Origin of the sequence: Desulfomonile tiedjei DSM 6799 (assembly GCF_000266945.1) — a bacterium.
Taxonomy (GTDB): Bacteria; Desulfobacterota; Desulfomonilia; order Desulfomonilales; family Desulfomonilaceae; genus Desulfomonile; species Desulfomonile tiedjei.
The window spans coordinates 2,975,669-2,997,275 of sequence record NC_018025.1 but is presented as its reverse complement, the minus strand read 5'-3'; the positions used below and the strand labels follow the sequence as shown (position 1 = coordinate 2,997,275).

General features: G+C 52.1%; 15 protein-coding genes. 8 read left to right on the top strand and 7 right to left on the bottom strand.

Features of this window, described 5'->3' with window-relative positions:
* Nucleotides 1–30: 30 nt before the first annotated feature.
* The 3 genes from DESTI_RS12575 to DESTI_RS12565 form a co-directional block, all read right to left on the bottom strand.
* Nucleotides 31–792: an HD domain-containing protein gene (locus DESTI_RS12575; protein ID WP_014810342.1), complete on the bottom strand. Its 762-nt coding sequence runs from the start codon at nucleotides 790–792 to the stop codon at nucleotides 31–33.
* Between the two features lie 56 nt (nucleotides 793–848).
* Nucleotides 849–2,477 carry a hydroxylamine reductase gene (gene hcp, locus DESTI_RS12570; protein ID WP_041287082.1) on the bottom strand — a complete coding sequence of 543 codons (1,629 nt, stop codon included), beginning with the start codon at nucleotides 2,475–2,477 and terminating at the stop codon, nucleotides 849–851.
* Nucleotides 2,478–2,604: 127 nt separating this feature from the next.
* Nucleotides 2,605–3,435: a 4Fe-4S dicluster domain-containing protein gene (locus DESTI_RS12565; protein WP_014810340.1), complete on the bottom strand. Its 831-nt coding sequence runs from the start codon at nucleotides 3,433–3,435 to the stop codon at nucleotides 2,605–2,607.
* Nucleotides 3,436–3,658: 223 nt separating this feature from the next.
* Here DESTI_RS12565 and DESTI_RS12560 point away from each other — a divergent pair, with 223 nt between their 5' ends.
* Nucleotides 3,659–4,342, top strand: coding sequence for a Crp/Fnr family transcriptional regulator (locus DESTI_RS12560; protein ID WP_014810339.1), 684 nt, complete (start codon nucleotides 3,659–3,661; stop codon nucleotides 4,340–4,342).
* A gap of 205 nt (nucleotides 4,343–4,547) precedes the next feature.
* Nucleotides 4,548–5,357 (top strand): TIGR02757 family protein, encoded by an 810-nt coding sequence (locus DESTI_RS12555; RefSeq protein WP_014810338.1) that lies wholly within the window; start codon nucleotides 4,548–4,550, stop codon nucleotides 5,355–5,357.
* A gap of 217 nt (nucleotides 5,358–5,574) precedes the next feature.
* On the opposite strand, the gene DESTI_RS12550 is transcribed toward DESTI_RS12555, so the two are convergent.
* Nucleotides 5,575–6,048, bottom strand: a complete 474-nt coding sequence (locus DESTI_RS12550; RefSeq protein WP_014810337.1) for a DUF192 domain-containing protein — start codon at nucleotides 6,046–6,048, stop codon at nucleotides 5,575–5,577.
* Between the two features lie 294 nt (nucleotides 6,049–6,342).
* Here DESTI_RS12550 and DESTI_RS12545 point away from each other — a divergent pair, with 294 nt between their 5' ends.
* Nucleotides 6,343–9,408, top strand: a complete 3,066-nt coding sequence (locus tag DESTI_RS12545; RefSeq protein ID WP_014810336.1) for a DEAD/DEAH box helicase — start codon at nucleotides 6,343–6,345, stop codon at nucleotides 9,406–9,408.
* 14 nt (nucleotides 9,409–9,422) lie between these two features.
* Here DESTI_RS12545 and DESTI_RS12540 read toward each other — a convergent pair whose 3' ends face one another.
* Entirely contained in the window at nucleotides 9,423–10,853 is a 1,431-nt protein-coding gene (locus DESTI_RS12540; protein ID WP_014810335.1) for a hypothetical protein, read from the bottom strand.
* A gap of 605 nt (nucleotides 10,854–11,458) precedes the next feature.
* Between DESTI_RS12540 and DESTI_RS12535 the strand changes: the two genes are divergently transcribed.
* Nucleotides 11,459–11,719, top strand: coding sequence for a hypothetical protein (locus DESTI_RS12535; RefSeq protein ID WP_014810334.1), 261 nt, complete (start codon nucleotides 11,459–11,461; stop codon nucleotides 11,717–11,719).
* 302 nt (nucleotides 11,720–12,021) lie between these two features.
* Here the strand turns inward: DESTI_RS12535 and DESTI_RS12530 are convergent, their stop codons facing one another.
* Together DESTI_RS12530 and DESTI_RS12525 are read right to left on the bottom strand one after the other, a co-directional pair.
* Nucleotides 12,022–12,417, bottom strand: coding sequence for a hypothetical protein (locus tag DESTI_RS12530; protein ID WP_014810333.1), 396 nt, complete (start codon nucleotides 12,415–12,417; stop codon nucleotides 12,022–12,024).
* A 362-nt stretch (nucleotides 12,418–12,779) separates the two neighbouring features.
* Complete coding sequence (locus DESTI_RS12525; RefSeq protein ID WP_014810332.1) at nucleotides 12,780–13,712, bottom strand: hypothetical protein; 933 nt, start codon at nucleotides 13,710–13,712, stop codon at nucleotides 12,780–12,782.
* A 466-nt stretch (nucleotides 13,713–14,178) separates the two neighbouring features.
* Here DESTI_RS12525 and DESTI_RS12520 point away from each other — a divergent pair, with 466 nt between their 5' ends.
* From DESTI_RS12520 to DESTI_RS12505, 4 genes are all read left to right on the top strand, one after another.
* The gene (locus tag DESTI_RS12520; RefSeq protein ID WP_014810331.1) at nucleotides 14,179–16,587 is read left to right on the top strand and encodes a tetratricopeptide repeat protein; all 2,409 of its coding nucleotides are present in this window, start codon (nucleotides 14,179–14,181) and stop codon (nucleotides 16,585–16,587) included.
* A gap of 168 nt (nucleotides 16,588–16,755) precedes the next feature.
* Nucleotides 16,756–18,471 (top strand): arylsulfatase, encoded by a 1,716-nt coding sequence (locus DESTI_RS12515; RefSeq protein ID WP_014810330.1) that lies wholly within the window; start codon nucleotides 16,756–16,758, stop codon nucleotides 18,469–18,471.
* 107 nt (nucleotides 18,472–18,578) lie between these two features.
* Nucleotides 18,579–19,595 (top strand): HAD family hydrolase, encoded by a 1,017-nt coding sequence (locus DESTI_RS12510; protein ID WP_085930232.1) that lies wholly within the window; start codon nucleotides 18,579–18,581, stop codon nucleotides 19,593–19,595.
* Nucleotides 19,596–19,736: 141 nt separating this feature from the next.
* Nucleotides 19,737–21,428, top strand: coding sequence for an arylsulfatase (locus tag DESTI_RS12505; protein ID WP_014810328.1), 1,692 nt, complete (start codon nucleotides 19,737–19,739; stop codon nucleotides 21,426–21,428).
* Nucleotides 21,429–21,607 lie beyond the last annotated feature (179 nt).

The window sequence follows — 21,607 nt, the reverse complement described above, 5'->3', positions numbered from 1 at the left end:
GGAGTCTCCTTTCGGATTGCTTCGTCGAGGTCACGCCTGATTCGATGGAGCGTTGCCGTTTCCCTCATTGAAGAGGATGCTGCGGGCGAGTTCCCGTCCGCTTTTGGTTAGAAATTGCGAATCGAACTGTTCCATGAGTCGATCCGGCCCCAGAGAGGATTTCTTCTGTTTCTCTTCCAGATTGGCAATGAGATCCGCGTCGTACACTATCTTGAAATTTGTTGATTCATTCGGCCTCGGATGGTGATGATGTCCAATGATGTCACACACTTCCTCAATAAGAGGCTCAGCGGCGTCCAGTTTGGAGAGTATTTCCCTGGCAACGGGGGGTCCCTCAAGCTCCTGATACTCAGCGTCTGCGCTTTTGTATTTCTCCTGAGCCTGACGAGCTCCGATATCATGCAAGTAAGCCGCTGAGAGTGTTATTGCCGGATCTCCCTTTTCTTCCTGGACAAGGCGTTCGGCATAGCGAGCCACCTTGGCAGAATGTCCGATACGCTTGAAATCGTTCTTGAAATACATCTTCATCTCGACGGCGACGCGGTCTTTGAAGAGATCCTCTTTTTGCTTCACCAATTCGGGAGGAAGATCTCCGAAGCAGTGCTCGGCGAATTTGCAGTGCGTCGCGCAGCCGAAATCCATCTTGGGGTTCAACACCTGGTGCCCGCATTTCTTGCATCTGCGTCGGGTTTCATCTTTGAAGAATTCCACCGTGGAACCGCACTTCGGACACTCTGCATCGAATATTGCATCGAACTTCCAGAATCTGGGATCTTGGCCCGGGCACTTCATGGTCTCGTCCTCCCTTCCCTTTGAAGAGGGGCGACTGATCGCCGCCCCATACCGACTCACCCCAGGATCGCCTTCAAATCCTCATCCGGGGTGCTGATAGGTTTGATGTCAAAATTCTTCACGAGCACATCCAGCACATTCGGGCTAATAAACGCAGGCAGGCTCGGTCCGAGACGGATTCCCTTGATTCCCAGGTGTAGCAGGGTCAGAAGAATCGCGACTGCTTTCTGCTCGTACCACGACAGGACCATGGAGAGAGGCAGTTCATTGACGCCTACGTTAAACGCATTGGCGAGAGCAACGGCTATCTGAATTGCCGAGTACGAGTCATTGCACTGCCCGACATCCAGGAGCCGTGGAATGCCTCCGATATCTCCCAGGTCTTTGTCGAAGAAACGGAATTTTCCACATGCGAGGGTGAGCACCACGCAATCCTGGGGAACTTTCTCCACGAATTCGGTATAGTAGTTTCTTCCCGGTTTTGCGCCATCACAGCCTGCGACAAGGAAGAAGTGCCGAATGGCTCCCTGTTTCACTGCATCGATTACAGCGCCTGCCACGGACATGACAGCATTCCTCCCGAAACCGCAGGTGACTGCTTTTCCATTCACGTCGTCGCTGAAACCCGGCATTTCGAGAGCCTTTTGGATCACCGGTGAAAAATCCTTATCTCCAATGTGCTTTGCACCGGGCCAGCCAACCAGCCCTGTGGTAAAGATGTTATCCATATAGGTTTCTTTGGGTCTCTGGATACAGTTTGTGGTCATGAGAATCGCGCCGGGAAATTCGGCAAACTCTTTTCTCTGGTTCTGCCACGCTGTTCCGTAATGCCCATAGAAATGCTGATATTTCTTCAGTTCCGGATAGCCGTGGGTCGGAAGCATTTCTCCGTGGGTGTAGATCGTGATTCCTTTTCCTTCAGTCTGCCGGAGCAGCATTTCCAGATCTTTCAGATCGTGCCCGGAAACGAGGATCGCTTTACCTTTACGATGGCCGAGCGGGACTTTGGTCGGTACAGGATGTCCGTAAATCCCGGTGTTGCCTGCATCCAGCAGTTCCATCGCCCTGAGATTGATCTCTCCACACTTGAGAACCAGCCCTACCCAGTCCTCCAGGCCAAGATCGTGCCGAAGCGTAGCAGCCAGTCCCTCGTGAACGAATGCATACACTGCATCGTCTTCCTGTCCGAGAATCTGTGCGTGATCGGCATATGCCGAAACTCCTCTGAGGCCGAGGATGAGGATGTGTTTCAGAGAGCGTATATCGGGATTCTCTTTGCCGTCATCGCGAAATCCCACCTGTTGTCCCTGCGCGATCATTCCGGCTTTGTCTCCGGCGGGTTGAAACGTTGCCGCATCTTCGGAAAAATCGACTTTACCTCCGGCTGCTCTCACCTTCTCCTTGAGGGATTCTCTTAAGGCAACCGCCTGTCTGACAAGAGGCACGAAACGATCTTCGTCGAAATCCACATTGGTCAGCGTGGAAAACATAGCTTGCACGGTAAACACGTTCGCTTCTCGATCCACAACTCCCACTTTGCGCCCCTCGACGGCATACAACGAGAGCCCTTGCAGGGCATAGGTGAGTAAATCGTGGAGATTGGCGACTTCGGCCGATTTTCCGCAAACGCCGACCTTGGTGCATCCCGTTCCGAAAGCTGTTTGTTCACATTGATAGCAAAACATGTCTTCTTTCATTTTGTTTCCCTCCTGGCGATGTGTCCGGCAACCCGGTTGAAGTTCAGAAACTCCGTTGTCTTTTTCTAAAGAATAAATTCTTGTCGATTTGCTTGCTTTGACTTAAGTCAACAATTCAGATTTTTTTCACTTTCGCTTGTTCTTCTGGATCGGAATCCCGATCTGACAGGAAATCCAAGCCTGTCGCGTTCAGCACTTCTCCAAAACGTTCCCCCTCGGAATTGTGAGTTTTATAGTGTTCGATACATTTCTTCACTACGCGCACCACTTGTTCTTTTGACCATATTCCTTCTATTTCTTGCGCCAATTGCGGATGTCGGCCAAGCTTTCCCCCAAGCAATATGCGGTAACCTTTCACATCCGTTTCAAGCGCGCCGGCAGGGCAGACTTTCACGCATTGGCCGCAAGATAGACATTTATCGAAGTCAATGCGCGCTTCCCCGGTGAGAGAATCCAATTCTATGGCTCTTTCCTTGCAAACTGCCACACACGCTGCACATCCGGTACAATGAAAGCTCACAATCGATGGCCGCGCTGCGGCGATAATCCCCAGATCTGCAATCTGCGGTCGCGAACACGCGTTGGGACAGTCCGACAAACATGCGCGGAATTCGTGATGCAATTTGAGGGGGCCGCTCACTTTGGATTTCAGGAAATCCCTCATCTTTTCATCCGAGAAGAGCTTCTCGAGTTCATTCCCGAGGCCGTCTTCCTGCAAAACTCTGTTTGGGCAACCACTTGGGCCGAAGCAGGATTCAACTTGAAATCCCTTTACTTCTTCATCCATGTTTTCCAGGTACTTCCGTTTGCACGCGGTAACATGATCCATAGTCACGCGATCGGAACCGCGACGAGCAGCTTCTTCTTCGACCCGTTTCCGAACGCGGCGCCGGACAAAGAACGGCACTTTCGCTATTGCGGTCTCTGCATCTTCATTCCATTTCATACCTGCTTCTCCGATTAGTGTTCCCCATTCCAGGGACCTCGATCTGCAATGATTGCGAATTCACGGTTACGAGTTTTTTTGAAGCTCGAGTTGAGCTATATTTCTTAGGGTGACGTTCCCTTATGAGCAAAGGGTCGATCAAACTAAAATATAGGCATTCCTGAGAGCTACGTCTTTGACGTAAGTCAAATGCTGACCGGAAAATTTTTCATGAGGAGTCAAGGTGGAACTGATTCAAAAGATCTCCAAGATACCGCTCTTTGAAGGATTACCGCCGGATCAGTTAAAGGATCTTGCGGGAATAGCCCTGGAAAAATCCTTCGAACGAGGCCGGGTAGTTTTCTCCGAAGGCCAGTCAGCACATGGCTTTTTTATTGTGACATCCGGCAAAGTCAAAATCTTTAAAATTTCGCCGGACGGTAAAGAACAAATCCTCCATCTCTTCGGACCGGGCGAGCCTTTTGGTGAAGTGCCGGTATTCGAAGGAAGACCGTTCCCCGCGCATGCAACAGCATTGGCGGACAGCAGGTTTATCTTTTTCCCGAGGACGGCTTTTGTAGAGTTGATCAAGAATAATCCTTCCCTGGCTCTGAATATGCTGGCAGTGCTTTCTCGCAGGCTCCGGAGATTCACCGTTCTCGTTGACGATCTCTCATTGAAGGAGGTTCCCGGCAGACTTGCCGCTCATCTGCTTTATTTGAGCAATCAGCAACAGGGCAAGGACGATATTGAACTGGAAATGCCAAAAGGCCAATTGGCAGGGCTGCTGGGGACTATCCCGGAGACGCTCTCCAGGATTCTCGCCAAGATGTCCAAACAGGAATTGATCGCCATCGACGGCCGGTCCATCACGATAAAAGATCGACAAGGCCTGATAGATCTTGCCGAAGGAAGCACCAGGCTGTAAAGCCTCATATGCGCTAACTTAGGGTCGCAGTTACTTGAATGGGCACCGAGCGTCAAGAAGGCCATCAATGTCCCCCTTTTCTAAAGGGGGATTTCAGTGGTTTAGATCAAAATTCCCCCTGGCCCCCTTTACAAAAGGGGGGAATAGTCTGGTAAATTAGCTCTTATGCTGTAAAGCCCCCGTTAGAAACGAGACGAACACATTCATGGAAAGGCTGCGCCTCAACACGGATCAGGCACGAAATCTCTGCGAGCTGTACGAAAAACTGAATCGCAGAGAATACGTGCATCCGGACCCTCTTGAATTCTTGTACGATTATCCAGACCTGAGAGACAGAGAAATTGTCGGACTCATCGCTTCGTCACTTGCATATGGTGCAGTCCGCCAGATACTGCGGAGCGTCAGGACCGTTTTGCAGCGCATGGGAGAATCGCCGAGGGACTATCTCGGCATTGCTACGCAATCTTCTCTGTGCAGAGAGTTCCGGGATTTCAAGCATCGCTTTACCACCGGAGAGGAGCTTGCGACCATGCTCCTGGGAGCAAAACGTGTCATAGAGACGTACGGATCTCTTGGAGGCTGCTTTGTTCAAGGAATGGAAAGCCAGCATGAAACGGTGATTCCTGCGCTGACTTATCTGGTTCGAGAACTTTCGCGGCCTTTCCAAGGAAGACCCCGCAGTCTCCTGCCATCGCCGGAACTCGGTAGTGCGTGCAAAAGGCTTAATCTGTACCTCAGATGGATGGTGCGCAGAGACAGAGTAGATCCCGGCGGATGGGACAGCATTTCGCCGAGACATCTGTTGATCCCGCTGGATGTGCACATGTTCAGAATAAGTCAGTGGATGGGACTCACTCTTCGAAAGCAGGCAAATTTGCGGACCGCCTGCGAGATTACCGCCGCGTTTCGGAAGATCGAGCCTGAAGATCCTGTGCGATATGATTTTGCACTAACACGTCTCGGCATACGGGATGATATGAACCCCGAAGAGTTTCTTCGCACATGCGGTGGGTAAAACGGCAAATTGTTCTGCCTTGGAACCGCATAGCTATTAGAACGATTGCCCAAAATTCTGACCTTATCCCATGCTTCAATACAAGATATTAGTGAGGATCGGCGTCCCTGTCGGTCCATTCTATCGATATCATTGATCAAATTGAAGATATGCCGGCACGGAGGCACGGTACCCACCAATACTCCTATCAATCGGACATTAATTTCGGCAATTGCTATTAATCAGCCCTAAATTGGACTTTCCGTCCTATCTTGATATCGTATTTCTTGCAGAATCCCGCCTGAACTTCCAGACAGTACCTGCAGGGGAATATCGACGGGTAGATGAGCCCCTTATCGGGTTGAATGGAATCGTACACGGTACGTATTTCTCCGGTGGAGTCAATCCATAATGCGTCGATGGGAAATTTCATTCCTTCCATATGTATTGCTCCAGTGGAATCCGTAAGAAAATCCAGCAGCATCCCCGTGTGTTCCTCAATGGAACTCCACCCCAGAAGTCCTTGAATCCGGGATTTCGGAGTATCCGCAATCACCGCGCGGATAGTCTTGCCGTTGAAGTCTATGGTCGCCATTTTGGGGCTCGAGCTTTCTGCTGAGACGTTTGGAAAACTGCACAGGTAGAGCAAGACAAAAGCAAGCACTGCCAAACCTGGAGCGAAATACATCAGACAACCGGAATAAGATTTCATTGTACACTGCTCGCCTATGTGACCGTTATGCAATTCATATATAGCACTCTTTTCCAGAATCCGTACATTCCATATCGTTGTGGTGACTGGACAAAACACTTGTTGCTCGGTCGATTCAATGGCTTTTGCGAAAAGGAAGATTCGCGGAGACGGAGTACATGTCATATGGATGTTCGTTACTCTGCAAATAATTCCGGAATTCCGCCGTTATCCGAAGAGTGGGTTGACGAAAAGAGGAACAGAATCGTATAGTCTGAACCGCCGCAGGGCAATTCTCTTATGAACGGTTGAATCGTGCTCGCCCAATTTCTGACATGGTTGAGCAATCCACCCGGATTCCTCTGGTCCCTCTGCCACCACGAGATCATCCCCGAGAAAAAGCCTGACCTGCGTCCGATACTTGAAGGAATACATCCTGATGTAATTCGTCTCCTGAAAAGTTCCGGCTTTACAAAGCTGTACAGCCATCAGGCCGAATCTGTTTCGTTGGCTCTCCAGAAACAGGACGTAGTTCTGTGTACCAGCACGGCAAGCGGGAAAACCCTTTCCTACCAGATTCCCATACTCGACACGCTCGTGAGAAATCCTGACGCCCGCAGCTTATTCCTCTTTCCGTTGAAAGCACTCGAGCGGGATCAGAAAGATTCATTCCTGAGCATAGCCAAAGATTCGGGCCTTAGCGCAGGGGTATACGATGGCGACACCCCTGAAGCGGAGCGTCGCAAAATCAGAATGCAACCTCCCCGTGTGCTCATTACGAACCCGGACATGCTCCACCTTGGTTTGCTTGCTTTTCATGAGACATGGAAAGAATTCTTCGGCAATCTGACCCATATTGTGCTGGACGAAGTGCACACGTACAAGGGTATTTTCGGCAGCCATATTTCCCAGGTCCTGTTGAGAGTCCTGAGGGTCTGCCGCCTGTACGGTTCAAACCCCTTATTCTTTACCTGTTCTGCAACCATAGCGAACCCGGCAGTCCTCATGAACAGGCTCACCGGTCGAGATTTTCGCGTTGTTGACGTTTCCGGAGCTCCATCATCCGACCGACATTTCTTGCTCGTCGATCCCGTATCCAGTCCGTACACGGCTGCAGCGGAAATGTTCGCAGCGGCTTTGAAATGCGGCCTGAAAACCATTGTTTTCACAAAGGCTCGCAAAATCACGGAACTGATTACGCGCTGGGTACTGCAAAGCAATCCTCACCTCAAGTCTCGCATAAGCTCTTATAGAGCAGGTTTTCTGCCCGAAGAACGACGAGAGATCGAATCGAAGCTCTTTTCCGGAGAAATGGATGGAGTGATCTCGACGTCAGCTCTGGAAATGGGAATTGACGTGGGTGGATTGGATCTCTGCATCCTGGTGGGCTATCCGGGGACCATTATCAATACCTGGCAACGAGGCGGAAGAGTAGGACGTGCGGGCCGCCCGAGCGCGATCGTCCTTCTTGCCGGACACGACGCTCTGGACAAATATTTCCTTCGCAATCCCACTGACCTGTTCAGAAGAAATTGCGAGGAAGCGATTCTCGATCCGTACAACAAGGAGGTTTTGAAAAAGCATATCCCTTGTGCGGCTTCAGAAAATCCGATTTCTCCCCAGGAAGAATGGATCGGACTTGATGAAATAAGGAACGTGCTTGACGAACTGGAAGACGAAGGAATTCTCTACCGGCCTCATGCAGAAGGCCCCTGGTTCTCTTCGGCAAAACGCCCTCACCGCACGGTAGACCTCCGGGGAATAGGCACATCATTTCCGATCTTTCTCGATGGCACCAAATCTCTCATTGGGAATTCCGCCGGTAAACGCGTATTTACGGAATGTCACGAAGGCGCTGTCTATCTTCACAAAGCTCGGGAATACCTGGTTACCAGGCTCGACCTGGAGCGCAAGATTATCCTCGTCAAACCTGAAAGGCTCAACTATTACACGCGTGCATTATCCGAGAAGGATACGGAAATACTCCGTGCGCCTTTACGATCGAACGAATTCCCCGGGTACATAGTCCGAGAGGCGAATCTGAAGGTAACTGAAAGGATCCACTCGTACGAAAAACGCAGAGTGTCCTCCCAGGAGCTTATTTCTGTAACGGATCTCGAACTGCCTCCCTTGCACTTCGAGACAGTAGGAATCTGGATCGAGATCCCGGAAACCGTGAGAACGTTCATTCAGGATCGCGGTTTTAGCTTCATGGGTGGGATTCATGCCATGGAACATGCAGCCATATCCATGTTCCCTCTTTTTGCCCTCTGCGACCGTGACGATATTGGAGGGATAAGCACTCCCGACCATCCCCAGGTATGCAAACCTGCAGTGTTTATCTATGACGGACATCCCGGAGGTGTAGGCCTGTCGCATCGGGCCTTTGACATCATAGACGAGTTGCTTCGAAAAACCCTCGTGCTCGTCGAGACCTGCCCCTGCGAAGACGGATGCCCCTCCTGTATACATTCCCCAAAATGCGGATCGGGGAATAAGCCGCTGGACAAACAGGCGTGTATTCTCACCCTCAAGCTGCTCCTAGATCCTGATACTGCTTTCAAGAAGCCGGTCACGAAATTGCGAAAGGCCTCCGAAAGACCACGCGATTCCTCGCCAAAGGGAGAGGGAAAAACCGGTCTGTTGAAGAAAGAAACCCTCCAAAAGAAAACGAAAGCACGTATTTTTCCTGAATTGGATGACAGGGTCGCATCCTGTAAGAAGCCTGTAGAACCTGTCCGACTATCATGCAGGACATCTCTTTCCACTTCATGCGCTGCGGAACGGGAATCAGATTCTGTTCCTGTTTCGCGATCCCGGATCCAGTGCAGCCCCGGTCTGGTGGTTTTTGATATTGAAACGCAAAAATTGGCCAACGAAGTGGGTGGATGGCGAAACGTCAGAAAAATGAAGGTGGCCCTTGCCGTTGCATACTGCGAAAATTTCGGCTTTCTCACGTTTCGGGAGGAACAGACGCAGGACCTGATCGATCTCCTCTTGAGTGCCCCTCTCATTGTGGGATTCAACCATATACGCTTTGATTATGAGGTGTTAAGCGCCTATACCAGAGAAAACCTGAGAGCGCTCCCAAATCTGGATATTCTGCAGTGTGTTGAATCCACTCTCGGGTTCCGCCTACCCCTGGACCATCTCTCCGAAGTCACTCTGGGCCGGAACAAATCAGGCCATGGCACTGAAGCGGTAACATGGTTTCGAGAAGGACGGCTGGACCTTATAGAAAAGTATTGCAGAGATGACGTGTGCCTGACCAGGGATCTGTACAAATACGGACTTGAGAAGGGGTACCTGCTGTACAAACGAAAGGACCGGAGGATTTGCCAGATTCCAATGAACTGGGCCTCCGGTCCCTTGACGAAGTAGGACTTGGATCTAAATTACCACCGAACGCCGCCGGCGATTATTGTACTAAAACCGCTGAGATTTACATTGGTATACGTTGCATCATCGTTGACGATCTGCTTCTGCTCTGTAACCGTATATTGGCCTGTAAGCCTTCCGAAGAATTGACCGTAGGCTAATTCCAGATCTGCACCGCTGAAGACTCCGAAACTCAGTAATGTTCCCTTGTTAAGACTGGCATACTCAACACTCTGTGGACCCGGCACCGTGGCAAAAGTGTACACATTGTGCGTGCTGGCACTGTAATTGAGGATATTCATGAGAGGTCCCAGTGTGATACCGAACCTTCCCAGCCCATAGAGGGGAATCCAACTGCGCGCACCGACCTTCGTTTCGTAGACTCTTACCGTGGTTTCCAGGTTCAGATGCTCTGTGACAGGCACACCGCCGGTGGAACTGACATTCATCAAGTAGAATTCGCGTCTGGGCATACCGAAGGGGCCAGGAGAATCAGCCAGAATCTGGTTGTTCACGTTTGCAGTCTCCACCACTGTGGAACTCGTCCAGAAGCCCACAATCCAGTTCGCCGAATTATCCGAGCTGAACGGGAAGGTATCCCGGAATCCCCTTCTCATTAAACCGGAAGTAGCCGCCCAGTCTCTGCTCACTTTGTCCGAAATGTCGTACCAGGAGAAGGCACCGAAGATATCGAAGAAATTCGTCCACTGGAATCCGAGCTCAAGAGCAGGCGTCCAGATCCCTTCGGAAAATTCGGTGTTGATTTCCTGAGTATCGTATCGGTAGATGATACTTTCCACGCCGCCTTCGGCCACGACGGTGTCATCCAGGAGCCGTTCCCAGGTAATGGTGTAAGTTTCGTTGAAAGGGGGAGGATCTGTGAGGCTAAAGCCAATAGTACCTGAGGAGACCCCCACCTGCTTGTTGGGAGCGGCAACAGTGAAACTTCCCACATTTATCGGGGTGCCCAAGGTAGTGGCATACTGGCCCAGGCCAGCCAGGGTCGGCGCGCCTCCAAAAGGAGAAACGGGCCAAGTGGTCGAATCCCCGACCGGATTGATCGTTCCATTGAGATAGTTCCAGATACCGGAAATAGAAGGAGGATCGGCTGAATTGCCGGTAGGCAATCCCGCATCAACGTCATTGGGGTAACCGACATTCCCGGTTCCTGTTCCAAACTCCCCGGCTACATTGGGACCGAATGGAGGCACGCCTGGCTGGAACTGGTAGATGATCGGGCTTGTCTTTCTCTCAAAGCCAAACCTCTGTATGTTCCGGTACTGCGCACCACCTGCGAAGTAAAACCTTCCGGCCACTAGACAAGGCCTTCCAGGGAACGTTGGAGGAGGCGGCATAAAAGCCTGGGCCAGTGCGGCACTCTCGAACACGATGAACAATACGACCGCCAGCAGGCATGTGACAGGGGCTGTATGGTTGCGGCGATTCATGTGCAATCCTTGCTAAGTCCTACAAGACTTTTCTGGAGAAGAAACTCCGTTAAAGATCCGGTTTTTCTAAAAACCATCAAGACTGACAGTCTTATATCACATTGAAAATTTGTAGTCAACGAATATCTTAATAGTTCCGATATGTTTGTCTAAAACTCTAGAATTCAGTTTATATATTGGAAACAAGCCGCTCTATTTCATTTTGGGGCCGCAGATCCGTTCACAGCGCCCTATCCTGCCCGGTACATTTCGACTATCTTTTCCCCGAGATTTAAGAAACTTATACTGATTCAGTTTTCTTCTCTTAATCTGGGAGGCTGGAGGTATCTTTCGCTCCGGACGACGCAAAGCCGTCTAATCACTCTGCTCAGGACACCCCTGCCTTCGCTATGGTATGTGTATAATTGCGAAATGGTGTTATCTGGCTCAGAATCTTAGCTGTACAAGCGGTGATTCACTCGAGGAGACTTACCATGTGCATCTCAGAATCCTTCTTGATGTTCCCCCTGTAATCTGATATAATTTATCGTGGTAAATCAATAAGCTAAATGAAGCATTTTAAGTACTTTCTTAACCGATCGTACTAGGTTCCGAAGGAGAGTGTCATGAGCAAAATTGTGGTTGTGATAGCACTTGGTTGCCTGATCTTAACTGCGACTCCCGGGGCTGCATGGTGGAATCCCCCTGTTGTCGTGCCCTTCGACAGTGTGGTTGCCCCTGCTCCCATCGGGCTTCCGCCGCTCCTGTGCGCCCCCATTCATCAGGGGCCATGGGATGGCGTGAGAATATGGTCTCCCGGTCCTTTTGTGGACGGATATGGATTCATGCCACACCCTCACCTTCCGCCTCCGCTGATGGCCCCCTGATCGCACGACTGCGTTGCTGCGCAGTACATCGTTTCGACGACTGCTGGGCAGCAACACCGGACAAGATCGAAACAATTCTCATCTTCTTCAGTTCAGCATACAAAGCTTCCACAAAAAAAAACTGGCTTAATCCCTGATGCAAAGGATTACTGCATCCTGAATGAAGCCAGAACTACAGAACTATCAATCAATCATTAGATTAATGCAGGTTGTGCTCTCATTCAATTTCTTCAGCCGATTCGTCCCCCGCGCATTTCTTTCAAAACCATGCCATGTGCAACGTTTCCTGTAGCGGAGAAGCTTTATTCCGCGTGTTGTTGTATTTCCTGAACTTTTGTTTCTGTCGCAACATCTCTGCTCGATTGGTTGGCGAAATCGACAGCATCGATGATCCATTCCCGGGCTCTCTCGGGGTCTGGCTTCACATGAATCCCATCTGCAAGGATCTGCTGATTGAGAACAACAAATAACAGCCTGTCCGAATCAACTCTTCCGGCTGACCAGTCAAGTAACGGCGAGTCTTCAACCGGCTCAAACACAATGCTTTCCGAACTGCCCAGAGACAGTTCATCATATTTCTCTTTCAGTTTTTCCACCCAAATCGGATCGAGCGAGCGAGAAAACTCGATGGGGATCACGTACAAACTGGTGTACCCTCCCGCCAAAATTACGGGATCGTATATTTTTACGATTTCCATTGCATACTCTCCCTGGGATCTCCATTCATTTTTCAATTCCAGTCCAAGAGAATTGTACAGTGTATTATAAGACATTTGCCGAGCGGAGTTTTGTTTTGATAGACAACAATTGTCTAGGATCAAAGGATAAATCAATCTGCAACAGAAGAAATGGCTGTATAAAGATCTAAACGCATTCCCTCTTTTCGCGACCCTTTTGCACGAAGCTATGGGGAAGATCTTCGCGTCCAATATCAGCGAGGTGACCAAATGAGAAAAAGGTAAGCACGAGTAATATCAGGAGTTCTAAAAGGATTTAGACGCCGTGCGGGATAAAGCGATATGGAGACGATTTAATTATGGATGTCCAATTCAGATGCAGTTTAGAAGTTGATCCCTACATTCACTCCTCCGCCAAGAATATACTTTGTCATAGTCGCAGTAACATCTCTGGTTCGAGAGATGGCGGGCGCGGGAGTGTTCTGGAATTCTAGCTCCGCATTCCGGCGCAACCTCATCCAGCTATAGTTGCACCATATGCCGAATTGATACGTTGAAGCAATTGGCGTGTTGTACTGCAACGAGGCATTCAGTAAGTCTCCCGGCTTTTTCCACGTATAACGCAGCTCTGAAAGATTGTTCTGCGAGTTCATGAGAGCCAGAGCCGTATTGGAATAGGCAAACGGGCTGTACGTTACCGTGAGCATTGCGCCGGACACCGGGAGGGTTAAGCCGATAAAGGGGGCGAACGTCCTGGTAAGGATGTCACCTCTTAAGGTTTGATTTGCAATGGGTCCGTTCTGGTTTCGCGGTTCCCCCAATACAAACGCGAAATGATCCCAGTAGAGTCCGAACAGCACCGGCCCAAGGCCGATACCGGTCTGAATAAACCAGCTCTCAACATTGGTATTGTCGAATTCAAGTGTGGCCGACGTACTGATGAGATCGAGACTCACAGGGACAGTTCCGGACGTGATGAACGGTCGATTGAGGAACCCTCCGGCAGTTCCGAAAAGGCTGTATTTGTCATTAGCTATAATGGTAATTCCTGCAATGCCCGTCCAAAAATTGGCATCCTTCAAAGAGATATCCAGACTCCCGATATTGAGTGGAAGGACCGGAAGAGGCTCGTTCTGTACCGGAAGATTCAGGTTGGAGCCAACCCATTGGAACCCTACTTGCGCGTATGGGTTCACCTTAACGTTTTCAGTGAGGGACGACAGAGTGGGGAATCCTACAGACGGCAAATCCTGACCGAACACACTTGCAGGAATGCAGAAGACAACGACAAGCAGACCGACCCAAACCCTTTTCATGCTCCAGTCCTTTCTTCAAGGAAACCGCATTGGTACAAAGACCGATATCCACTGCTACCGTTAATCCAGCGAATGCTGTGAACCGGTGTGCCCGGAGAAAACACCGATAAGTTAGAACCGGAGTTTTCGGATTTTCGCCAAGCAATCCCCGATCTTAAACTTGTCACGCGGTGGATTCACAATCTCATGAAATCGATCTTAAGGCAACCGAAAAATAACGTGTCTTCAAATACGTAAGCGGCCTTTTCAACAGGCCCTTTCTTAAGGCAATTGCTCGTTCTCTGATGCACAGTACCTTTCAAGAAGAAACGCGATGAATGTTCGGACATCTCTAACAATACGTACCCATGCTTTCAAAGGTTTTCACTTTCAGGTATTATGGTAATGTACATATTGCTTCGTGAAGCGGAGTAACATTATCACTGTCAGAGTTACATCCGCGGTACTACGCTCTCTAGGGGAGACTGTGAAAGCATCTAAAATTGGTATGCCCGTCGTAGCACTGTTTGTTGTTATTCTGGGAAACTGGGTAGTCTCACAATCATTTCCTCCTATGGGGCATGGAATGGCCGATAGTGTCGGATCACCTGCGCTCCCCTACACCGGTTCGGTGAGCTGCCGCAAATGTCACGAGAAATTCTACCAATTGTGGGCCCCTTCTCATCACGGACTGGCCATGCAGCCATATACCGTGGATTTGGCGCTCAATAAGCTCTCCCCTCAGACAGAGGAGATCGTCGTCGGGGACTTTCGATACCGTGTCGATATAACTGGAGAGACCGGTTGGGTCATTGAACGAGGTCCTGAAGGCGAGAAGAAGTATTGGATCGATCACGTCATGGGGGGGAAGAACGTTTACTATTTTCTTACTTCTCTGGATCGCGGGCGACTCCAGACTCTTCCCGTAGCATACGACGTGAACAAGAAAGAATGGTTTGACATGGCAGCGAGCGGGGTGCGGCACGTTCCGGGTCAGACGGACGAGCCGATACACTGGAAGGACTGGCAATACACTTTCAACACCGCCTGTTACGGGTGTCACGTGAGCCAAGTCTCCACGAATTACGATCTGAAGACTGACACGTACAATACGGTCTGGAAAGAGCCGGGCATCAATTGCGAGACTTGCCACGGTCCCGCTGATGAGCACATTCGTGTCTGCGAGGCCGCACCCAAGGGAACCGTTCCGAAAGACCTGAAGATAACGCGCGGCGGTCGTGACTTTTCCAAGGAGCAGAACAATGCGACATGCTCCACATGTCATGCCAAGGCGGTTGTGCTGACGGACACCTTCCAACCCGGGGACAGGTTTTTCGATCATTTCGGTCTGGTAACTCTCGAAAACTCCGACTATTACCCCGATGGCCGTGACCTTGGAGAGAACTACACATACACTTCCTGGCTCATGAGCCCCTGCGTGAAATCGGGAAAACTCGATTGTCTCCATTGCCACACATCCAGCGGCCGGTACAAATTCAAGAGTGAGGACAAAGCCAATCAGGCTTGCATGCCCTGCCATAAAGAGAAGATCGACAATCCCACTGAACATACGCACCACAAGGCCGACAGCCCGGGAAATAGGTGCATTTCCTGCCACATGCCCATGACGGAATTTGCGCGAATGCATAGGAGCGACCACTCGATGCTGCCCCCTACCCCTGCCGCAACCATCGCCTTCAAGTCTCCCAATGCGTGCAATGCATGCCATAAGGACAAGACTCCTCAATGGGCTGATGAGACGGTTAGGATCTGGCGTAAACGAGATTATCAGGCGGCAGTGCTCCACCGGGCGGGATTGATTGATTCAGCGCGAAAACGTGACTGGAACAAGCTCACGGAGATGCTTGACTATATGACAAGCAAAGATCGTGACGTAATTTTTGCAACGTCGCTTCTCCGCCTTGTGCCTGCTTCGGAGGACTCGCGAGTGGTACCAGCCTTGCTCCGGGCGATCAAAGATCCGTCCCCGCTCATGCGTGCTGCGGCTGCAACGGCCCTGCAAACCATACCCACGAAAGAATCTGTGCAAGCTCGGATAGAGGCGACGGGGGACGGCTACCGCCTTGTTCGGGTGCGAGCGGCAGCGTCGCTTGCCGGTTACCGGAATATCGCTCTGACGGAAGCAGACAAGGGAAAGGTCGAAGCCGCAAACAAGGAGTACTTGGCTTCCGTCCTGTCACGACAGGACCAGTGGGAATCGCATTACAATTTAGGCAACTACTACCTCGATCGCGGTGATATGCAACAGGCAGTAGCGTCATATGAAACGGCCCTGAAGATGGAACCGCGCGCGGTCCTCGCCATGGTCAACGAAGCAATGGCGTATGCCCGTATGGGTGAAAGCCAAAAGGTCAATGAGACCTTACAGAAGGCATTGAAAGTAGCTCCCGACAATGCCGCCGCGAATTTTAACATGGGCTTGCTCAAGGCCGAGGAGAATAATCTCATCGCTGCGGAGAAACACCTTAGGGCTGCTTTCAAGGCCGACCCTCAGATGGCTCAGGCAGCTTACAACCTCTCGGTAATTCTTTCGAAGGACCGTCTCGACGAGGCGGTGGATTTCTGCAGGAATGCTGCTGAAATAAGGCCGGACCAGCCCAGGTACGCTTATACGCTGGCTTTTTTTCGCCAACAGAAAGGGGACCTTGCCGGCGCAGCAGACGTACTGGATGGCCTCATTGCCAAATACCCCGCTCATGCCGATGCTTATGTGCTCCTGGGCGGAATCTATGAGAAACAGGGGAGAAAGGCGGAGGCTGAAGCAGTGTACAGCAAGGGACTAGCTGTAGAAGGTCTACCAGACCGGCACAGGATTCGTATGAAGGTTCGCCTGGAAGCCTTGAAAGGTACCTCTCCGGATGTGCAAGAAAAATGACTTGTTTGATTTGAAGAGAGTAGAGCGGACATAAGGGGGGGGGTGGAAAGGAGCAACAAGTACAAAGAAGACACAATTATAGAGAAATGCTTGAATGTTGAGGATAGCAGGAAATTGATATCTCGGACTTTGTTTTTGAGCAAAGTTGCTAAATGGGGGGAGATAAAAATGATACTAAGAAAAATGCCGATTCCGACGATCTTTGTCGCAATTTGTCTCATTATGTTTCTAATCGCGACTGCCTCGTATGCGCAGGACAAGAAACCCAACATTTTGTTCATCATGGGAGACGACATCGGCTGGATGCAGCCGAGCATCTACCATCGCGGGTTGATGGTCGGAGAGACACCCAACATCGACCGCATCGGGCGGGAGGGCGCGATGTTCACGGACTATTACGCCGAGCAGAGCTGCACTGCCGGGCGCAACGCCTTCGTCACCGGCATGAATCCGCTGCGCACCGGGATGATCCCGCCGCAGCTCCCGGGCAGCCCGTCCTATCTGCGGCCCGGCACGCCGTCGATCGGCAAATTCCTGCTCGATCTCGGCTACAACACGGGCCAGTTCGGCAAGAACCATCTCGGCGATCACACCGATTCGCTGCCGACCGCACACGGCTTCCAGGAGTTCTGGGGCTATCTCTATCACCTCGATGCGATGCAGCAGACGAGCTTCCCCGACATCAACAAGAACCCGACCACCCAGGGCATTGCGCCGCCCTGCAAGAACACGCCGATTCCGGGCGTCCCCGAAGTGCCGGGAGCGTTGGATCCCCAGACCGCCACATGCCTGACGCCTCCCCGACCGGTCCTCTGGTGCAAGTCCTCCGACGGAACCACGAAGAACCAGACGTGCAAGGACGAGGGGCCGCTTACGCTCGAGCGGTCCAAGACGGTGGACGAGGAAATCTCGGCCAAGGTGATCGACTTCCTCGACCGCAACGACCCCAAGAAGACGAACAAGCCGTTCTTCGTCTACTACAATCCGGCGCGTATGCACGTCACGACCGTGCTGTCGGATAAGTACATGGCGATGGTGGGCGAGCCCGGCGGCAGGGACTGGGGCGTCAACGAAGCCGGCATGAAGCAGATGGACGACAACATCGGCCTGGTCCTGAAGAAGCTGGAGGACATGGGCCAGCTCGACAACACAATCGTCGTCTTCACCACCGACAACGGCGCCGAGACGTGGAGCTTCCCCGACGGCGGCACCACGCCATTCAAGGGCTCGAAGATGAACACCTGGGAAGGCGGCATGCGCGCTCCGTGTGTTATTCGGTGGCCGGGGCACATTAAGCCGGGAACGGTCTTCAACGACATCTTCGCGTCGCTCGACTGGCTGCCGACCTTTGTCGAAATCGCGGGCGGTCCCAAGGGCGACGAGCTTAACAAGCAGATCCAGGCCGGTAAGTATCCCGGCATCGTCAAGACCATGCTCGACGGTGTCAACCAGATCGGCTACCTGACCGGCAAATCGGACAAGTCGGCCCGCGACACCTTTTTCTACTATTCAGGCCCGCACCCGTCGGCGGTGCGCTACAAGAATTGGAAGATGTATTTCGCGATCGCGCCCGAAACCGCGACGGGCTTCAACGTCCCGGGAGTCCAGCAGCAGTTCGCGGCCGGGGTGGTCAATCTCAAGCGCGATCCGTTCGAGACGACGATGGGCGAGTGGAGAAAGTCGGCTTTCTGGTTCAGCGGCGCGCTCGGCGGGCCGCTTACGGCTTGGATATACGACTTCAACATACTGCCCATGGGCCAGGTGATGTGGCTCCACGAGCTCGAGACCTACATCAAGTTCCCCCCCCTTCAGTCTCCGGAGAGCTTCAACCTGACTCAGGTCATGGAGCAGCTCAAGAAGCTACAGGCGCACCCGAGCCAGTAGCCCGGATTCTCGTGGATGATGCGGGCGGCCTAAGGCCGCCCGTTGGCTGAATAACAGTTTGCAGACCGAGTGAACTTGCGCAAGGGGGAATACCGGTGAATGCCATTATGAAGCGATTATTGAGCGTATCAATAATCGCCGCGATCTTATGGGTAGGAATCAGCGTTCCGGTTTTTGCCGCGGACGATCCGCTTCCTTCGTGGAATGACGGTCCTGCCAAGCAAGCAATCATTGCCTTCGTGAAGGAAACCACCAACCAGGCCGGTCCGAAATTCGTGCCGCCTGAGGAGCGCATCGCAACGTTCGACCAGGATGGCACTCTGTGGGTCGAGCACCCGATGTACACTCAGGTCATGTACTGCCTGGAGCGGGTCCCGGCGGTCGTGAAGGCGAAACCGAGGCTATCCAAGGTCCAGCCGTTCAAGACCGTGCTGTCGGGCAATCGGGAGGCAATGGCGAAGCTTTCGATGAAGGATCTCGAGAAGATCCTCATGGCCACGCTCACCGGCATGACCGTGGATGAGTTCAACGCGGAAGTGAAAAAGTGGATCGCGACAGCCACGCATCCGCGCTGGAATCGTCCCTACACCGAGCTGGTCTATCAGCCGATGCTGGAAGTAATGCAATACCTGCGTGCCAACGGCTACAAGACTTACATCGTCACCGGCGGCGGCCAGGACTTCGTGCGCCAATATTCCGAACGAGTCTACGGTATACCGCCCGAGCAGGTGGTGGGCACCGCAGGCGGTACAAGGTACGGCTATGCCAAGGACGGCAAGCCCTTCCTGACCAAGGAGCCCAAGCTTCTGCTCAACGACAACAACGCGGGTAAGCCCGAAGGCATTCACCTAATGATAGGTCGCCGGCCCTGCGCTGCCTTCGGCAACTCCACCGGCGACCGGCAGATGCTTGAATACACGAAAGCCGGTGAAGGAACGAGGTTGTCTATGCTCGTGCTGCACGATGATGGGGAACGCGAGTACGCGTACGGACCGGCCGAGCGGCTGCCAAACACCAAGGTCGGTACTTTCACGCAGGCGCTGTACGACGAGGCGAAGAAGAACGGCTGGACCGTTATCAGCATGAAGAACGACTGGAAGCGACTCTTCGCATTCGAGCCGTAGTGCTGACAGGCAGCATTTGTCCTCACATTGTAACCGACACGGGGACAGAAAAGGGAGGCGTCACCAACCTGAACGTAATGACAAAAATCGCACATTCCTACGACCGGAAATGAACTCATTTGATTGTCTTGGGGGATTATCATGAAAGTGATGACAATGAAGACAAGGATTCTGCTGCTGACAATCGTACTGGCGATTACTTTCGCCGGTGCAGCTCATTCGCAGGAATCCAAAAAGTCTGATGCGAAGAAGCCCAACATTCTGTTCATCATGGGTGATGACATAGGTTGGTTCAACGTTGGTGCTTACCATCGCGGCATCATGTCCGGCAAGACGCCAAATCTGGACAAGCTTGCAGCCGAGGGCATGGTATTCACCGACTACTACGCTGAAGCAAGCTGCACCGCTGGCCGAGCAAACTTCATCACCGGCGAACTGCCGATCCGTACAGGCTTGACGACGGTGGGCCAGGCCGGGGCAGACGTCGGCATCCCTGCTGAGGCATGCACGCTCGCCACTGCACTCAAGTCACTTGGCTATGCCACCGGGCAATTCGGCAAGAACCACTTGGGCGATCTGAACAAATACCTGCCAACAGTGCATGGTTTTGACGAGTTCTTCGGATACCTGTACCACCTCGACGCGATGTCCGATCCGTACTGGTTCGACTATCCTCAGGACTGGGTGGACAAGTACGGGCCGCGCAATCTTGTGCACTCCTGGGCAACGGATGTGGATGATCCCACCGAAATGCCTCGTTGGGGAAAAGTCGGAAAACAGAAGATCGTGGACGAAGGACCCTTGGCGCCGTTCCCAAACATGGCCGGCCGCCAAAACTGGCAGGAGGGCCGCAAGGCCAAGTACAATATGGAGACTTTTGATGAAGTGCTGGTCGAGAGAACCAAGGGGTTCATAGACAAGGCCAAGAAGGATGGAAAGCCGTTCTTCGTCTGGCACAATACGACGCGTATGCATGTCTTCACCTTTCTCTCCCCGAAGTACCAGGCGCTTATGAATTTCAAAAGTAATTATGGTCTGGAAGAGGCGGGTATGGCCCAAATGGATGATAGCATCGGCGCTCTCCTGAAGCACCTGGAGGAGATCGGCGAGGCCGATAACACGATCGTCGTCTTCACCACCGACAACGGGGCGGAGGTATTCACGTGGCCGGACGGTGGCATGACGCCGTTCAAAGCAACCAAGGGCACCGTCTTTGAAGGAGGGTTCCGAGTTCCCGCAATCATCCGTTGGCCGGGCAAGGTCAAACCAGGCACAATCGAAAATGGCATCTTCTCGGGGCTGGATTGGTTCCCTACCCTCATGGCGGCCGCCGGCAATCCCAACATAAAGGACCAGCTCTTGAAGGGCGTGAAGCTCGGCGACCGAACGTACAAGAATCATCTCGACGGGTACAATCAGATGGACCTTCTCACTGGCAAGGGGCCGTCAGTTCGTCACGAGATCTTCTACTTCGGAGGTCCCCACCTGGGGGCAATCCGTATCGATGATCTCAAGTTCCAGTTTTTCCAACAGCCGCTTGGCTGGCCCGGGCCGAAGGTCACAACAGACATGCCCACCATCGTGAACATCCGCCAGGATCCATTCGAGCGGACCCCGGCAATCGGCGGTCAAAGCCTGAACGACCTCGGCGGCGGCTACATCAACGATTTCTATGCACGGGAGTTCTGGCGATTCGTGATGGTTCAGGAATATGTCGGGAAGCTCGCGAAAACGGCTCTCGAGTATCCACCGATGCAGGATCCGGCGAGTTTCAATCTTGAAGCTATAAAGAAGAAGATCGAGGAAGCACTCAGGAATCAACGAGGCCAATAGTCGAAACTCTCCACATGAAGGGCGCTCTTAAAGGGCGCCCATTTATCATGGCCTTTCCTACCCATGGAAGTGACCGCTTTGAAGAGCCCTCGCCTCCGTTCCTCCTGTTCGACTATGCTTGCGAGAAGCCAGCGAGAGGAATACAAATATTTCCGTGCTAAAGGGGCCCAGGCCGCTGA

What these genes read in the sequence shown, in the direction of transcription:
- DESTI_RS12575 (WP_014810342.1), bottom strand. Translation starts at nt 792, where the DNA reads ATGAAGTGCCCGGGCCAAGATCCCAGATTCTGGAAGTTCGATGCAATA.
- hcp (WP_041287082.1), bottom strand. Translation starts at nt 2,477, where the DNA reads ATGTTTTGCTATCAATGTGAACAAACAGCTTTCGGAACGGGATGCACC.
- DESTI_RS12565 (WP_014810340.1), bottom strand. Translation starts at nt 3,435, where the DNA reads ATGAAATGGAATGAAGATGCAGAGACCGCAATAGCGAAAGTGCCGTTC.
- DESTI_RS12555 (WP_014810338.1), top strand. Translation starts at nt 4,548, where the DNA reads ATGGAAAGGCTGCGCCTCAACACGGATCAGGCACGAAATCTCTGCGAG.
- DESTI_RS12550 (WP_014810337.1), bottom strand. Translation starts at nt 6,048, where the DNA reads ATGAAATCTTATTCCGGTTGTCTGATGTATTTCGCTCCAGGTTTGGCA.
- DESTI_RS12540 (WP_014810335.1), bottom strand. Translation starts at nt 10,853, where the DNA reads ATGAATCGCCGCAACCATACAGCCCCTGTCACATGCCTGCTGGCGGTC.
- DESTI_RS12535 (WP_014810334.1), top strand. Translation starts at nt 11,459, where the DNA reads ATGAGCAAAATTGTGGTTGTGATAGCACTTGGTTGCCTGATCTTAACT.
- DESTI_RS12530 (WP_014810333.1), bottom strand. Translation starts at nt 12,417, where the DNA reads ATGGAAATCGTAAAAATATACGATCCCGTAATTTTGGCGGGAGGGTAC.
- DESTI_RS12525 (WP_014810332.1), bottom strand. Translation starts at nt 13,712, where the DNA reads ATGAAAAGGGTTTGGGTCGGTCTGCTTGTCGTTGTCTTCTGCATTCCT.
- DESTI_RS12515 (WP_014810330.1), top strand. Translation starts at nt 16,756, where the DNA reads ATGATACTAAGAAAAATGCCGATTCCGACGATCTTTGTCGCAATTTGT.
- DESTI_RS12510 (WP_085930232.1), top strand. Translation starts at nt 18,579, where the DNA reads ATGAAGCGATTATTGAGCGTATCAATAATCGCCGCGATCTTATGGGTA.
- DESTI_RS12505 (WP_014810328.1), top strand. Translation starts at nt 19,737, where the DNA reads ATGAAAGTGATGACAATGAAGACAAGGATTCTGCTGCTGACAATCGTA.